The sequence below is a fragment of the Microbulbifer mixtoriginis (SeqCode) genome (genome assembly GCF_052467515.1).
In genome coordinates, this window is record NZ_CP174314.1 from 3,741,800 (window position 1) to 3,756,228 (window position 14,429).

Genomic DNA, 14,429 nt, shown 5'->3' on the forward strand with positions numbered 1-14,429 from the left:
ACAATACCCAATTTAAGAACAAGCAAAAACTTCTCAAACAAAAAATTAAATCTCATAGAAAGCTTCAGCACTTTAACACACACATAAGAGTGAAGTATCACACTTAATTACAAACCATCCGAATATAGACCCAGAAGAAAATATACAATCAAAACCACCCCACAACCATTTGAACAGCAACAACAAAACTATGGATAAAATAAAAAAGCTGACAGAGGGAAGAATTTGAATAACAGACGTACAAATTAAACTGCAGAACCTCCAAAAATCAATCAATACTGAATCAATATTAATGCACTTTCTTAAGAGAAAATCTGCACCAAGACCATCGAACCAATAAGGAATAAAATTTCCAGACACAAAAAAACCGGCGCAAGCGCCGGTTTTTTTGTCAATCAATCTGATATCAGTCGACTAGACCATAATCCTTACGCAATACTTCAAGCAATTCCGCTTTGGGGTTATCTGATATCTCCAATTTCGTACCAATAATCTTCTCAGCAATACCAATATAAGTATTAGAGAGATCCATCAGCATAGATTCTGGCAGCTCATTGTCGCGAGCCAGAGCCAGGCGCTCAGCCATGCGGTCTTTGTTTAACAGGATATCGGCATCGGGGAAGTGATTGAGCAGGGCCTGGCGGAAACCCTCTTTGGATTTTTCCACAACCTTGCCCGCGCGATACTGTTCGCCGTCCCAGATACGGGAGGAGTCCGGGGTACCCACTTCGTCCATATAGATCAGCTTTTCTACACCATTAGCATCGGTGACATAGCCGAATTCAAACTTGGTATCGACAAAGACCTGGTCGAGCTTTTCCAGCTCGGCGGAGATCAAATCGAAACCTTCTTTTAACAACTTCTCGTACAGGTCGATATCGCCCGCGCTGCGGAAGCCGAAGGCCGCAAAATTGTCTTCGATATTCTTGCGGGTGACATTGACGTCATCCACTTCCGGCACGCCGGGGATCCCCTTGAGAATACCTTTGCTGGAGGGGGTAATCAGCAATTCTGGCAGCTTCTGGTCTTTCTGCAGGCCATCGGGAATTTCAATGCCGCAGAAGTCGCGCTCGCCCTTTTGGTAAGAGCGCCACATGGAGCCGGTGATGTACTGGCGGGCGATCGCTTCGATCATCACCGGGCGCGCCTTCTGTACGATCCACACCAGCGGATGCGGGATATCCAGAATATGGCTATCGGCCAGACCCTGCTCTTTAAACCGCTTGAACCAGTGGTTGGAAATCGCGTTCAATGCCGCGCCCTTGCCGGGCACGCCGCGCATGCCGCCCTCGCCGGTCCAGATGCAGTCGAATGCGGAGATGCGGTCGGAAATCACCATTACCGCGAGAGGGGTGTCCGGGGAAACCGGGTAGCCTTTTTCCTCAATCAGGCGGCGGCTATCTTCTTCGCTCAGCCAGTAAACAGAACGGACCTTGCCGCTGTGGACAGGCTTATCGGTACGGATCGGCAGGTCATTATTGACCGCTAGAACTTTGTCAGCCAGGCTCATGGGCTCTCACCTATTCGAAGGAGCAAATAAAAGAAAGCGCGGCATTCTAGCAATGGCCCGCGTCGATACAAAGAAAAGAAGTTGGCGGGAGCCCCCGAACAATTTCGTGATGCCTCTGGCTCTCAGGCCGGTTACAGGCAGGGCTCGGCTGCGCAGGAGTGCCTAGACGTTTCAATAAGTCGCAACGCAGAGTGTGACCCGCTCTTAAAGCTCTATAGGGCGGGCCAGGTTGCGGAATAACAATGGCTCAGAGGCTCCCTGCGGGCTCGCCGGCATTACTCCGATATACGCTTGGCCTCCCACTCGGCCTGGTGCTCGCTGGTGGGCCAGGCACTCATAATGGCCTTAAGCAGGGTCGCCAGCGGAATAGCGAAGAAGACGCCCCAGAAGCCCCAGATACCGCCGAAAAACAGTACCGCCAGGATAATTGCCACCGGGTGCAGATTGACGGCCTCGGAAAACAACAATGGCACCAATACATTGCCATCGAGCAGCTGGATAATGCCGTAGGTCATAATCAGGTAGAAAAACTCATTGCTCCAACCCCACTGGAACAGGCCAATGGCCGCCACCGGGATGGTCACCACCGCCGCGCCGATATAGGGAATCAATACACTCAGGCCCACCGCCACCGCCAGCAGCAGGGCGTAATTGACCCCCAGCAACAGGAAGGCGGCGTAGCTCACCGCTGCCACTATACCGATCTCAACCACTTTGCCGCGCACATAATTGGCCACCTGGTCGTTCATCTCGTGCCAGATCTGGTGCAGCATGGGGCGCTGCTTTGGCAGGAAAGAGGTACACCAGCGGATCAGCTGGTCGGAGTCCTTCAGGAAGAAAAACACCAGGATCGGCACCACCACCACATAAATCAGCAAGCCGGCAAAAATGGGCAGGTTGGTGAGAGAAAAGGCCAGCAGGGTCTGCCCCATGCCACCCAGCTCTTTGCCGAGGGTATTAAAAACCTCGTCGATCTGCGCCGCAGAAATCAGGCGCGGGTAGCGCTCCGGCAGTAGCAACAACAGCTCCTGGCCGCGCTGCACCATATTCGGCAACTCCGCACCGAGGCGCACCAGCTGGCGCCAAATAATCGGCAGCACCACAAATAGCAGGCCCACGATAGTGCCCACCAACACCAGGCAGGAAAGTGTTACCGCGAGCCAATGGGGCACCCGCCAGGACTTCAACTTTTGCACCATGCCCTGCATCAGGAAGGCGATTACCAGGGCCGTAAGCACAGGCGCCAGCACACCTCCGAGCGTGGCCAGTACCACCAGCGCTACGGTGAGCAGCAGCACGAGCAACACCACTTCTTCCTGACTGAAGTAGCGGTTCACCCAGCCTTTAACAATCGACAACATAGACTCTCGGGATTGATTCTTCATTTGCCAGCGTACAGCCAATATAGAAAGGTATTATCACGCCTCTCGGCGCGCAGCAGGGGCCTACCACTCAGTGCGGCAAAGCTGTGAAAATCGCGCCAGGAACCCTCATCGGTGGCCATCACACACAGTAAGGTCCCCGCCTCGTATTGGCGCAGGGCCCTGCGCATAGCCAGCAGAGGCTGGGGGCAGGGCAACTGGCGGGCGTCCACCGTTACCGCCGCATGCCAGTCCGGCACGGAGTTTTTATCAACGGTATCGGAAGGGGGCACGGCCATTGGCTATCTGGTCACAAGCTTTACAGAGCCGCGGATTATAACGCGTAATCTGCGCCAGTTACCGACAATGCTTAACCCTTTTTAACCTTCCCACTGGCGCCGGCCAGAACCTTTACCGCCCCACCCTGTCTAACCCTCGACAGTTCAACGGGGTTGCGTATAGAGTTGGACTATAGATCCTTCATGGACAGACCGAGCAGTAATCAAAATGACTGATCCCCAAAAAAGCCTGCCTCGTCGATCAAACAAAGCGCCTCTCTCACTGCGATTGCGCAATACCCTAAAGGCACTCGGCTTAGGCCTGTTGCTCGGCAGCACTCCCATTGCAGCCACCGCTGACTCTGAGGGAATCCGCCTGCCGGAACTTGGAGACAGCACCAGCGGCCTGGTATCCCCCCAGCGCGAGAAAGAACTGGGCCAAATGTGGCTACGTATATTTCGTAGCCAGGTTAAGACTTCCTCCGATGCACTGCTGCAGCAGTACGTCGAAAAAACCGTTAAGGGCCTGGCAGAATACAGCCCCCTGGAGGACAAGAATATTGATGTGGTCGTGGTAAACAATGAAACCATGAACGCATTTGCGGTACCCGGTGGCATTATGGGTATTCACACTGGCCTCTTCCTATTTGCGAAAAACGAAGATCAATTTGCTTCGGTGGTCGCCCACGAACTGGGCCACCTCAGCCAGCGCCACTACGCCCGCTCCCTGGAAGCCCAGCGCAACAACACCCTACCCACCCTGGCCGGCATGCTCGGCGCTCTGGTACTCGCCGCCACCGCCGGTGGCGAAGCGGGGCTCGCCGCCATAACTGCAACTCAGGCTGCAGCGCTCGACAGCCAGCTGCGCTTTAGCCGCAAGAATGAACAGGAGGCCGATCGGGTCGGTATCGAAACCTTGGCAAGATCCGGCCGCGATCCAGATGCCGCCGGCGAGATGTTCGAGCAGATGCTCAAAGCCACCCGCTATTACCGCCGCCCTCCAGAGTTCCTGCTGACCCACCCGGTAACAGAGAAGCGTATCGCCGATGCCAAGCTGCGCTCCCAGCGTATGGAGGATGTCGAACCCAGCGATAGCCGCGATTACCATATGATGCGCGCGCGAATTCGCCTGGCCACTGAAGCCACGCCACAGCAGGCCGTTAAACGCTTCCAAGCCGAACTTAATGGTATCCATGACAACGAAGATGCCGCCCGCTACGGCCTGGCATTGGCACAAATCGCCGCAGGAAGGCCGGATTCCGCTCTGGACACCCTGCAGCCGCTCCTCGATAAGGAGCCCTCAAAAGCCGCTTTTGTCCTGGCGCGCGCAGATATTGACCTGGTGCGCCAAGACTATTCAGGCGCCACCCAGCGCTTACAGCAGGCACTGGACCGCAACCCCGGCGACCACGCCCTGGTGATGGGGCTCGCCAACGCTCATTTTAAAGCGGGCAACTATCTGGCGGCAGAGCGCATGCTGGCCAAATACAGCAGGGTGCGCAAGAAAGACCCCGCCGTATGGTACCTATTGGCCGAGACCCATGGCTTGGCCGGGGATATCGTCGGGGTGCACGAGGCACGAGCCGAATACTATATTTTGATCGGTGTTTTCGATAAGGCCCTGCAGCACCTGCGCCACGGCATTCGCATGACCAAAGACGACTATCAAACCAATGCCATCCTGAAACAGCGCCTTAAAGACGTCATCAAGATGCAGGAAAAAGCCAAGGAGCTTTGACCCCACTCATTAACAACACAAACAAAGCACAAACAAAAAGAGCGGCCTCTAGCCGCTCTTTTTTATTTGCACTGGAGCCCGCTAGGCGCCTTTAACCCTTGCGGAAATCCAGCATTCTCTGCAGCGGGATCATCGCCTTACGGCCCAACTCCGTATCTACAAAGATCTCGTTATCACCGCGCTCCAACACCCCACACAAATTCTCCAGGGAGTTCATCGCCATCCAAGGACAGTTCGCACAGCTGCGGCAGGTGGCGCCAGCTCCAGCAGTGGGGGCAACCATCAATTCTTTATCCGGGCACTCCTGCTGCATCTTGTAGAAGATGCCCTGATCGGTCGCCACGATAAAGCGCTTCTCTGGGCGGGTCTTGGCTGCATTGATTATCTGCGAGGTGGAACCCACCACATCCGCCAGTGCAACCACCGAGGCAGGGGATTCCGGGTGCACCAACACTACGGCATCCGGGTAGAGCGCCTTCAGGTCCTCCACACCTTTCGCCTTGAACTCCTCGTGCACAATACAGGAGCCATCCCAAAGCAGAACATCCGCACCGGTTTCGCGCTGCACATAACCACCGAGATGCTTATCCGGGGCCCACAGGATTTTTTCACCGTTGGCATCCAAGTGGTCCACTACATCCAGGGCGATACTGGAGGTAACCACCCAGTCCGCTCTCGCTTTCACCGCCGCAGAGGTATTGGCATAGACAACAACTGTGCGATCCGAATGCTGATCACAGAACTCGGAAAACTCATCCGGGGGGCAGCCCAAATCCAGGGAGCAGGTGGCCTCCAGGGTGGGCATTAACACACGCTTATTCGGCGTCAGGATCTTGGCGGTCTCGCCCATAAACTTCACACCGGCCACCACCAGGGTATCGGCGCTATGCTTGGCACCAAAGCGGGCCATCTCCAGAGAGTCAGATACACAGCCACCAGTCTCTTCGGCCAACGCCTGGATTAATGGGTCTGTGTAATAGTGAGCCACTAACACGGCATTCTGCTCTTTAAGCAGACGCTTGATACGCTCGCGCCAGGCTTGCAACTCCTCCTCACTGTACTGAGACACAACCGGCTCCGCCAAGTGCGCCTGCACCAGGGAGAGGGAATCTACCGTTTCTGCAACAACGGACTTTTGGGTCATGGCTAACTACCACCAGCGAAAAACGCGCAGTATAACGCATTGCGACGCCATATCAGCGCACCTAAAGTATCAACAACTGGTAATTCGACAGCACCGCAAGATAAGTTACGCCCCAGGCTTGGGCTGCAGAACCCGAGAGACCAGGGAAGTAGTTTTGCGCGCCCGCATCCAGGCAAAAAAGCCTTCCTGTTAATGGGGAGCCCTTAAAATGGAGCAGGTTGAAAACATTGTGATTGGTGCTGGGGCCATTGGTCTCGCCAGCGCCTATGCCCTGGCCATTAGAGGGCAGGATGTGCTGGTTCTGGAACAACACACCAATATCGGCACAGAGATTAGCGCCCGCAGCAGCGAGGTGATCCACGCCGGCATTTACTACCCAAGCAGCAGCTTAAAGGCTAAAGCCTGTGTCGCGGGCAAAGCCAAGCTGTATCGTTTTTGCCGCGAGCATGCGGTCCCACACAAAGCCATCGGCAAATTAATCCTGGCTACCAACGAAGCCCAACTCCCCCAACTCAAAGCCTTGAAAGCCCAAGGAGATAAGAATGGCGCCGGCCATTTACAGCTGCTGAACGGAAGAGAAGCCAAGGTAATGGAACCCCAACTGCAGTGTCACAGTGCAATTTATTCACCCACCACAGGTATCTTCGATAGCCACGCCCTACTATTAGCACTGCAGGGCGCCCTGGAAGCACATGGCGGCCAAGTGGCACTAGACACAGCAGTGAAAAAAATATCGCGGGAAAGTGACTACTACCAACTCACCATGAGAGATGGCTATCAACTCGGCACCAAGAATTTGATCGTAGCCGCAGGGCTACACAGCCACCAATTGCTCTGCAAAATCAACGACAAAAGTATTCGACAACTAGTCCCAAGCCAATTCCTGGCAAAGGGGAATTATTTTTCTCTCGACCACAAACCCCCTTTTTCCCACCTGATCTACCCCCTGCCAGAACCCGGCGGACTGGGCACTCATCTCACACTGGATTTGGAGGGCTATGCCCGCTTTGGACCCGACGTTGAGTGGGTAGAAAAAATTGATTACACGGTGGATAAAAAAAGAGGGGAAAGGTTTTATAAAAGTGTTCGCCTTTATTGGCCCGAGCTCCCCGCAGAAAGCCTAAAGCCAGATTACGCTGGCATTCGCCCAAAGCTCTCGGCAAAAGGCGGCCCAACCCAGGACTTCAAAGTATTCCACTGGGGCGAAAGTCAAGAACCACAACTAGTAGCCTTTTTCGGCATTGAGTCACCCGGCCTTACCAGTTGCTTATATTTAGGGGAGATGGCAGCAGACTGTATTTGTCGCTAAAAACTGCTCTCTGTAGAGACCAATAAATGCCTTAAAGGCTCAGACAAGTAGAGAATTTTCTGGCGCGAGCAAACCAATGTTCACAGAGAAGTAAAAAATAAAAATGAATGCAGCAAAGAAATGGTGGGTCGTGCTGGATTCGAACCAGCGACCAATTGGTTAAAAGCCAACTGCTCTACCAACTGAGCTAACGACCCTTAGGAAGTTGGGCGAACTTGGTATGTCCCAACTCAGGATGCTTTTACTTCTCTCGCAGGTCTGTAAAAGCTGTGGGGTTACTGTGGATATCCCCGGCGGAAATGGTGGGTCGTGCTGGATTCGAACCAGCGACCAATTGGTTAAAAGCCAACTGCTCTACCAACTGAGCTAACGACCCTTTTCCGTGCCTCGATGTGAGGAGCTGCGTATCTTACGGATCTATTCTGAAAAGACAATACCTAACCCGAAAAAAAATCTAACAAATTTAAGGGGTTAGGTATTTCCCATAAAAATGACACCAACTGACAATCAGCTGGCATACACCGTAGGGTCCGCCAGGCCTGCTTCCGCAAATCCCGCAGCACGCAGCCGACAGCTATCGCAGCGACCACAGGCCGCACCATCTGGGCGCGCCTGGTAACAGGATACCGTCAAACTGTAATCAACCCCAAGACGGGTTCCCTCGAGTACAATATCCGCCTTACTCATCTGCATCAGCGGCGCTCTCACAGAGAGCTTGTTTCCCTCTACCCCAGCGCGGGTAGCGAGGTTGGCCATCTTTTCATAGGCCTCGATATACTCCGGCCGGCAATCCGGATAGCCCGAGTAATCCACCGCATTGACGCCGACAAAAATATCCTGAGCTCCAAGCACCTCGGCCCAGCCAAGGGCAATAGAGAGGAATACCGTATTGCGAGCCGGTACATAGGTAACCGGGATGCCACTGGTTTCCTCTTCAGGAACCTCAATACTGTCATCAGTTAGGGCCGAGCCGCCAATTGAACGCAGATCAAGCTTCACCACTTTGTGCTCAGCCGCTCCGAGATCAGCGGCTACGCGCTTTGCCGCTAACAATTCAGCTTCGTGCCGCTGACCGTAATCAAAACCCAGGGCATAACATTCATAACCTTCTGCACGCGCCATGGCGAGCACTGTGGCCGAGTCGAGGCCACCGGACAGCAAAATTACCGCTTTCTTTGCAGTCATCTCTTCCTCAATTTTTCAATCCACAATCACCGGGCCAATCAGACACCCGGGATATCTCCCCACAGCAATTTGTGCAGCTGCATCTGCATGCGCACCGGCAACCCATCGGCCAGCACCCACTCCGCCAGCTGCCGCGCCGGCAACTGCTCATAGCTGGGCGAGAAAAGTACCTCCCCTACACGCTCTGGCAAGTTGTACTGATCCAGGGTAAACCTGGCCCACTCGTAATCGCCCCGGTCACAGATCACAAATTTGATCTGGTCATCGCGGGTGAGCACCTGCATATTTTCCATGCGGTTGCGGTGCTGCTCTCCGGAAGCTGGGGTTTTCAGATCCACAACCCGGGACACCCGCGGGTCCACCTGATCCACCGGCATGGCGCCACTGGTCTCCAATGATACCGAGTAGCCGGCGTCGCAAAGGGCTTCAAGCAAGGGCAGGCAATTGGGCTGGGCCAGGGGCTCGCCCCCAGTTACACAAACATGGCGAGCGGGATGGCTTTGCACCTGCTGCAATATTTGCTCCAGGGTCATGCGCTCGCCGCCATAAAAAGCGTATTCCGAGTCACAATAGGTACAGCGCAACGGACAACCGGTCAGTCGAACAAAAACCGTAGGCAGGCCACTTTCCCGCGCTTCCCCCTGAAGGGAGTAGAAAATCTCACTAATTCTGAGTGATTCTTTAGACAGATTGGTCATACACACCCGACACAAAAACGCCCGAATGGCACATGCCATCCGGGCGCGGGATCATAGGCTTTTTCTGCTCAAAAAACCAGCGATGCAAATTAGGCAACAGCAGCAGTTATTACTGCCGCACCGGGCTAGAAGTTCTCCTGCAGATATTTTTTAGCCAGGTTTGATGCACGGGCATCACTCGCCGCCACCTGCTCCAGCAGGTTGCGCGCTTTCTGCTGATCTCCCAGCTGGTGGTAAACCGTTCCGAGCTTGTAACGACCGTCCCAGACTTTATTAGAGTTCGGGTAGCCGTCCAGCAGGGCCACAAACCATCCGCGGGCCTCTTCCAAATTTCCCTGTACCAGCGCTATCTCACCCAGCCAATAATTGGCATTGGGGGCATACTGACCGTTGGGAAAGTCTTGTAGCAGACTCTTGAATTCGGCACTGGCGCCACCGTAGTCACCATTGCGAGCCAGACCAAAGCTGGCCTGATAGCGGTCGCGTTCACTCTTGCCGTCTTTCGGCCCCTGGGGCTTGGGTGGCATTGAGGAACCCCCTCCAACAGAGGCGCCACCACTGCCTTTAGTATCCACCGGCGGCTGAGCTGAGGGCTCTGTACCACTCAGGCGCGCTATACGCCGGTCCAGATCCATATAGTCCTCAGTGCGCTGTTGTTTGAGACGCTTAATCTCGTGGCGCAGCTCCTCAACCGTACCGCGCAATTCGCGCACTTCCTGCTGCAATACCTGCATCTGGTAGTAGGCTTCAGCCTGGGGGTTGGTCTTAGCTTTGGGACTGGGGGTTGTGGCGCGGGCGAGGTAGATGTCCTCGTTAGTAGCGTCACTTGAGACGGGCGACGGCTCCTGGCTGCTGGCAGTCAGGTCGACAATCGGGGCTTGGGAGAATACGGGCGATGCCGCAGCCATTATGGCAGCGGCGATCGCCAGTTTTCTAATCGTAAAAGCCATTGGCATCCATTTTGACGATTAGTTAATAACAACGCGACGGTTCATCGCACGGGCAGCTTCGTTAGAGCCCATTTGAGCCGGGCGCTCTTCACCGTAGCTGATTACTTCCAGGTTAGCTGCGTCTACGCCCTGCAGTACCAAAAAGTCGCGTACAGCATTGGCGCGGCGCTCACCCAGAGCCAGGTTGTACTCGCGGGTGCCCAGTTCGTCAGCGTGGCCTTCGAGGCGAACAGCAGTAGAATTACTGCGCATGCGGTCGGCGTGACGGATCAGCAGTTCACGGGTTTCCGGCTTCAGCAGGGACTGGTCGAAGTCAAAGTAAACCACATTTTCCAACGGAGCCATGGTTTCAGCTTCATCTACAACGTTAGTTTCAACTTGAGTATCAACCTCAGGCTGAGTGTACTCTTCACCGCTGGTGTTGTCGCTGCTGGTATTGCTACAACCGGCCATTACTGCCAGAACACAGGCCAACCCCAGGCCCGTTTTTACTGATTTCAACATAAGCTACTCCGCTTTTAGTGTTATCGAAAATCCTGAAAGATTTTTAAAATTGGTCTTATAAATACCCTACGCTTCAGAGCGCTGGGCCCCCGCCTCAATCAAAGTATGGCGACCATGCCGGTTCACGGACATCGCCTCTCTGTGAGGGTAAGTTGTACTTCACCCCGGCATCCAGCGATACCGCAGCCAGAATGCCCTTGTCTCCGCGCTTGGTTGCGTACATCAGCATGGCCCCATTGGGTGCAATGCTGGGGGACTCATCCAGGGTGGTCTCCGTGAGGACACGCATCCTGCCCGAGTTAATATCCATCGTGGCGATGGTAAAGGTTCCCCGGTTGCGATGTACCATGACCAACGTTTTCCCATCAGGAGAAACACGCGGCCGCGCATTGTAGTCGCCATCGAAGGTTAAGCGGTCGACTTGACCAGTGGCAAGAGTCAATTGGTAAATTTGTGGCTTCCCTCCCCTATCTGAGGTGAAAACCAGCGATTTACCATCCGGCATCCAGTTCGGCTCGGTATCGATGGAGAAGTGTCTGGTCATGCGAGTGAACTTACCACTCGCCAAATCCAGTACATAGATCTCCGGGTTGCCGTCCTTGGAGAGCACCATAGCCAACTTGGTTCCATCAGGAGACCAGGTTGGCGAGCTATTGATGCCCTTGAAGTTGGTTAGTTGTTTGCGTTCGCCTGTGCGCAAGTTTTCGCGGAAAATCGCCGGGCGGCCGGTCTCGAAAGAAACATAGGCCAGCTCCTGGCCGTTGGGCGACCACATGGGCGACATCACTGGCGCACTAAAGCGGCGAACCTGCTTGGCACGGGCACCGTCGATATCCGAGCGCATAAGCACATAGCTGGGCTTGCCACCGCGCTTCTCTTCCTGCACATACACCATCTCTGTGGAGAAGGCGCCGCGAATACCAGTGATGGCCTCAAAGATTTCATCGGCGGCGCGGTGGGCAATATCGCGCAACTGGGTTTGGCCGCCGCGTACCTGTTTGGTGAACATCTTGTGCTGGCCGAAAACATTCACCAGGTCAAAAGTCAGCAGGTAGCCCGAGGCCTGAGGCTCGATACGGCCGGTAACAATGTACTCGGTGCCGAGGATACGCCAATCGCGGAACACCACATCTTCCGGAGCTTTAGGGAAGGACAGCATGTCCTCCTTGGGTACCGGAGAAAAAAGGCCGCTGCGGCGCAGGTCGGCAGAAATAATTCCAGAGACATCCTCTTTGAGGACACCACCGCCTGACCAGCTGAATGGGGATACCGCGATCGGGGTGGGGTCATCGATACCACTGGTGATATCCACCACCAGCTGGGCGCGAGCCCCCAGGCTCACCGAGGCGATTGCAATAATGACGACTGTCTTCAGTAAACTCTTGATCATTGGCGCAGATCTTCGACTTTAAAGTTCAAAATTGTGGTGCGGACTTCCCGCTCAAATATCACCGGCTCCTCCTGGGCCAACTTGGCCACTTCAGGAAAGACTTCCACCCGGCGGATGGCGGTGAGTACCGATCGATCCAGGGCCGCATTACCACTGCCCTCGACGATATTAGTTGCCACCACCCGGCCGGTGGGGACAAAATTTATTTTTACCTTGGTCAACATGCCGTTACGGGCACTCGGTGGGCGACTCCACACGGCTTCAATTTGCTGCTGAATCGCTTGGGCTACAGACATCACCGCCTGCTGCCCATCATTGGCATCGAGCAGCTCCTGCTCATCTTCCAGCGCTTCATTGAAAGAGCTCTCTCGCTCTTTGGCCAGCTGCTCCTTGAGTTCTTTTTCCTTACGCTCTTTTTCTTTGCGCTCTTTCTCGCGCTGGGCCTTCTCCTGCTTAGCCTTGCGATCGGCTTCGACTTTGGCCTTGCGCTTTTTCTCCGCTTCCTGCTTTTTCTTTTGCTCCAGGGCCGCGCGGCGCTTGCGCTCCACTTCGGCCTTGCGTTTTTGCTCAGCCTCGCGCTGGGCGCGCTGCTGAATTTTGTCTACTTTTTTGGGCAGTTTCTTCTTTGGCGTCGCCGCCTCAATGGTTACCAGCTTGGCCTGCACAAACTTCGGCATCGGTTTGCGCTCGGCCATACTGCTGGCTTCCCAACCATAGGTAATGGCAGTGATTAGCGCCCCGTGTAACAGGAGGCTAATTATTATCGCCAATACATAAAAGCCTTTATTCACCGGCACCCTACCCCTGCGGTGGCTCTGTCACCAGGCCGACACTGGGTGCACCCGCCTGCTGCAGCTCGGTCATGGCATTGACGATTAAACCGTAGCGGGCCTCGCTATCGCCCCACACCAGCACCGGAGTTTTCGGCTTTTGCCGCAACACCTTGGCCACCGTCTCCTTGATCTCAGTGAGAGACTTGGCCTCCTGCTCATCGGTACCCAGATTTAGGTAATAGGTGCCATCGGCACGCACCGAAATAATCAAAGGCTCCTCATCGGTGTCCTCCATCGGCGCCGAGGGCGCATTTGGTAGGTCCACTTTGACCCCTTGCATCAACAATGGTGCCGTGACCATAAAGACAATCAACAGCACCAGCATCACATCGATGTAGGGCACCACATTGATCTCGGAGACCAGCTTTTTCTTGGTTCCCTTGCGAAACACACTCATAGGGTTCGCCTACTCACTACTCAGCCGGAGTGCACTTTGCGGTGCAGGATAGAGGAAAACTCCTCGGCGAAAGTTTCGTAGCTGGACAACAGCCACTCCGCCTTGGCCGAGTAACGGTTGTAGGCCATTACCGCGGGAATCGCCGCGAACAAACCCATGGCCGTTGCCACCAATGCCTCACTGATACCCGGGGCTACAGTGGCAATGGTGGCTTGGTGCATAGTGGCGAGACCGCGGAAGGAGTTCATAATCCCCCAAACGGTGCCGAACAGGCCGATATAGGGGCTAACGGAGCCTACAGTCGCCAGAAACGGCAGGTTCATCTCTACCTTTTCCTGTTCCCGGGACATGGCCACGCGCATGGCGCGCTCGGTACCTTCCATAACCGCTTCCGGGCCACTACTGCCCTGCTGGCGCAGGCGGGTAAACTCAGTAAAGCCAGCGCGAAACAGGGATTCGACCCCATCGGTCTTTCCTTTTTCAGCGCGCTCGTTGCCCTCGCGAAACAGTTTGTTCAGATCTGCGCCGGACCAGAAACGACGTTCAAAATTATTGAGCGCGCGTTTGGCCTGGGATAAGTAGAGCCCACGCTGGATAATCATGACCCAGGACACCACAGAAGCCAGTAACAGCAGCAACATGACGAGCTGTACCAACAGGCTGGCGTTCTGAATTAGCCCCCAAAGAGAAAGTTGTTCACCGGCGTTCATCTTCTTAAATAACTGCCTTTAATGCTGAATAAATAGGTTCCGGCAGGGCACAGGGCCTGCGGCTGTCGTCAGCGACACAGGCCACTTTGACCACGCCTTCGCAAATTAGCTCATCGCCGCGCCAAATTTTTTGCTCAAAAGTCACTGCGGCACGCCCCAGTTTGCCAATCGCCGCCGTGGCGCGCAACGCATCATCGAGCCTGGCGGAACGACGGTACTGGACCTCGGCGGAATGTACCACCAACAGTACACCTTCCTGCGGCATCGCCGGCTTATCATACCCGAGGGAGCGCAACAGTTCTGTGCGCGCGCGCTCCATATACTTCAAATAATTCACGTAATACACGATGCCGGCCGCATCGGTATCTTCGATATAAACCCTTACAGGAATACCGAACTCTTCCTTCATTGAATTTCCCTCA

General features: G+C 54.7%; 15 protein-coding genes and 2 tRNA genes. 2 read left to right on the forward strand and 15 right to left on the reverse strand.

What is annotated here, in order from left to right; all coding sequences use genetic code 11:
• Positions 1–406: 406 nt before the first annotated feature.
• From ACJJIT_RS16075 to ACJJIT_RS16085, 3 genes are all read right to left on the reverse strand, one after another.
• The gene (locus tag ACJJIT_RS16075; protein WP_444899041.1) at positions 407–1,510 is read right to left on the reverse strand and encodes a phosphoribosylaminoimidazolesuccinocarboxamide synthase; all 1,104 of its coding nucleotides are present in this window, start codon (positions 1,508–1,510) and stop codon (positions 407–409) included.
• A gap of 275 nt (positions 1,511–1,785) precedes the next feature.
• A complete protein-coding gene (locus ACJJIT_RS16080; RefSeq protein WP_252085962.1) occupies positions 1,786–2,871 on the reverse strand; it encodes an AI-2E family transporter in 1,086 nt (361 codons plus the stop codon).
• Positions 2,872–2,891: 20 nt separating this feature from the next.
• On the reverse strand, positions 2,892–3,170 hold the full coding sequence (locus ACJJIT_RS16085; protein WP_444888055.1) for a sulfurtransferase TusA family protein: 279 nt from the start codon (positions 3,168–3,170) through the stop codon (positions 2,892–2,894).
• Between the two features lie 208 nt (positions 3,171–3,378).
• Between ACJJIT_RS16085 and ACJJIT_RS16090 the strand changes: the two genes are divergently transcribed.
• Entirely contained in the window at positions 3,379–4,887 is a 1,509-nt protein-coding gene (locus ACJJIT_RS16090; protein WP_252084633.1) for a M48 family metalloprotease, read from the forward strand.
• A 91-nt stretch (positions 4,888–4,978) separates the two neighbouring features.
• On the opposite strand, the gene nadA is transcribed toward ACJJIT_RS16090, so the two are convergent.
• Positions 4,979–6,031 carry a quinolinate synthase NadA gene (gene nadA / locus ACJJIT_RS16095; protein ID WP_444899042.1) on the reverse strand — a complete coding sequence of 351 codons (1,053 nt, stop codon included), beginning with the start codon at positions 6,029–6,031 and terminating at the stop codon, positions 4,979–4,981.
• A 208-nt stretch (positions 6,032–6,239) separates the two neighbouring features.
• Here nadA and ACJJIT_RS16100 point away from each other — a divergent pair, with 208 nt between their 5' ends.
• Positions 6,240–7,340, forward strand: a complete 1,101-nt coding sequence (locus tag ACJJIT_RS16100) for an NAD(P)/FAD-dependent oxidoreductase (RefSeq protein ID WP_444899043.1) — start codon at positions 6,240–6,242, stop codon at positions 7,338–7,340.
• Between the two features lie 121 nt (positions 7,341–7,461).
• Here the strand turns inward: ACJJIT_RS16100 and ACJJIT_RS16105 are convergent.
• The 11 genes from ACJJIT_RS16105 to ybgC form a co-directional block, all read right to left on the reverse strand.
• Positions 7,462–7,537, reverse strand: a tRNA-Lys gene (locus ACJJIT_RS16105).
• Between the two features lie 103 nt (positions 7,538–7,640).
• Positions 7,641–7,716 (reverse strand) — tRNA-Lys (locus tag ACJJIT_RS16110).
• A 131-nt stretch (positions 7,717–7,847) separates the two neighbouring features.
• Entirely contained in the window at positions 7,848–8,525 is a 678-nt protein-coding gene (gene queC, locus ACJJIT_RS16115; RefSeq protein WP_444899044.1) for a 7-cyano-7-deazaguanine synthase QueC, read from the reverse strand.
• A gap of 38 nt (positions 8,526–8,563) precedes the next feature.
• Complete coding sequence (gene queE / locus ACJJIT_RS16120; protein ID WP_252084629.1) at positions 8,564–9,223, reverse strand: 7-carboxy-7-deazaguanine synthase QueE; 660 nt, start codon at positions 9,221–9,223, stop codon at positions 8,564–8,566.
• A gap of 125 nt (positions 9,224–9,348) precedes the next feature.
• Complete coding sequence (locus ACJJIT_RS16125) at positions 9,349–10,173, reverse strand: YbgF trimerization domain-containing protein (protein WP_444891296.1); 825 nt, start codon at positions 10,171–10,173, stop codon at positions 9,349–9,351.
• 18 nt (positions 10,174–10,191) lie between these two features.
• Positions 10,192–10,677: a peptidoglycan-associated lipoprotein Pal gene (pal, locus tag ACJJIT_RS16130; RefSeq protein WP_444899045.1), complete on the reverse strand. Its 486-nt coding sequence runs from the start codon at positions 10,675–10,677 to the stop codon at positions 10,192–10,194.
• Between the two features lie 94 nt (positions 10,678–10,771).
• Entirely contained in the window at positions 10,772–12,067 is a 1,296-nt protein-coding gene (gene tolB / locus ACJJIT_RS16135) for a Tol-Pal system beta propeller repeat protein TolB (RefSeq protein ID WP_444899046.1), read from the reverse strand.
• Positions 12,064–12,858: a cell envelope integrity protein TolA gene (gene tolA, locus ACJJIT_RS16140; RefSeq protein WP_444899047.1), complete on the reverse strand. Its 795-nt coding sequence runs from the start codon at positions 12,856–12,858 to the stop codon at positions 12,064–12,066. The genes tolB and tolA overlap by 4 nt, the downstream gene beginning before the upstream one ends.
• 7 nt (positions 12,859–12,865) lie before the next feature.
• Entirely contained in the window at positions 12,866–13,297 is a 432-nt protein-coding gene (tolR, locus tag ACJJIT_RS16145; RefSeq protein ID WP_444883811.1) for a protein TolR, read from the reverse strand.
• Positions 13,298–13,317: 20 nt separating this feature from the next.
• On the reverse strand, positions 13,318–14,007 hold the full coding sequence (gene tolQ / locus ACJJIT_RS16150) for a protein TolQ (RefSeq protein ID WP_152451559.1): 690 nt from the start codon (positions 14,005–14,007) through the stop codon (positions 13,318–13,320).
• Between the two features lie 4 nt (positions 14,008–14,011).
• Positions 14,012–14,416 (reverse strand): tol-pal system-associated acyl-CoA thioesterase, encoded by a 405-nt coding sequence (ybgC, locus tag ACJJIT_RS16155; protein WP_444883810.1) that lies wholly within the window; start codon positions 14,414–14,416, stop codon positions 14,012–14,014.
• Positions 14,417–14,429 lie beyond the last annotated feature (13 nt).

Coding starts and splice junctions, on each gene's coding strand:
- ACJJIT_RS16100 (WP_444899043.1), top strand. CDS start 6,240: ATGGAGCAGGTTGAAAACATTGTGATTGGTGCTGGGGCCATTGGTCTC.
- tolR (WP_444883811.1), bottom strand. CDS start 13,297: ATGAGTGTGTTTCGCAAGGGAACCAAGAAAAAGCTGGTCTCCGAGATC.
- ACJJIT_RS16125 (WP_444891296.1), bottom strand. CDS start 10,173: ATGGCTTTTACGATTAGAAAACTGGCGATCGCCGCTGCCATAATGGCT.
- nadA (WP_444899042.1), bottom strand. CDS start 6,031: ATGACCCAAAAGTCCGTTGTTGCAGAAACGGTAGATTCCCTCTCCCTG.
- tolQ (WP_152451559.1), bottom strand. CDS start 14,007: ATGAACGCCGGTGAACAACTTTCTCTTTGGGGGCTAATTCAGAACGCC.
- pal (WP_444899045.1), bottom strand. CDS start 10,677: ATGTTGAAATCAGTAAAAACGGGCCTGGGGTTGGCCTGTGTTCTGGCA.
- ACJJIT_RS16085 (WP_444888055.1), bottom strand. CDS start 3,170: ATGGCCGTGCCCCCTTCCGATACCGTTGATAAAAACTCCGTGCCGGAC.
- ACJJIT_RS16080 (WP_252085962.1), bottom strand. CDS start 2,871: ATGTTGTCGATTGTTAAAGGCTGGGTGAACCGCTACTTCAGTCAGGAA.
- ybgC (WP_444883810.1), bottom strand. CDS start 14,416: ATGAAGGAAGAGTTCGGTATTCCTGTAAGGGTTTATATCGAAGATACC.
- queE (WP_252084629.1), bottom strand. CDS start 9,223: ATGACCAATCTGTCTAAAGAATCACTCAGAATTAGTGAGATTTTCTAC.
- ACJJIT_RS16090 (WP_252084633.1), top strand. CDS start 3,379: ATGACTGATCCCCAAAAAAGCCTGCCTCGTCGATCAAACAAAGCGCCT.
- tolB (WP_444899046.1), bottom strand. CDS start 12,067: ATGATCAAGAGTTTACTGAAGACAGTCGTCATTATTGCAATCGCCTCG.
- ACJJIT_RS16075 (WP_444899041.1), bottom strand. CDS start 1,510: ATGAGCCTGGCTGACAAAGTTCTAGCGGTCAATAATGACCTGCCGATC.
- queC (WP_444899044.1), bottom strand. CDS start 8,525: ATGACTGCAAAGAAAGCGGTAATTTTGCTGTCCGGTGGCCTCGACTCG.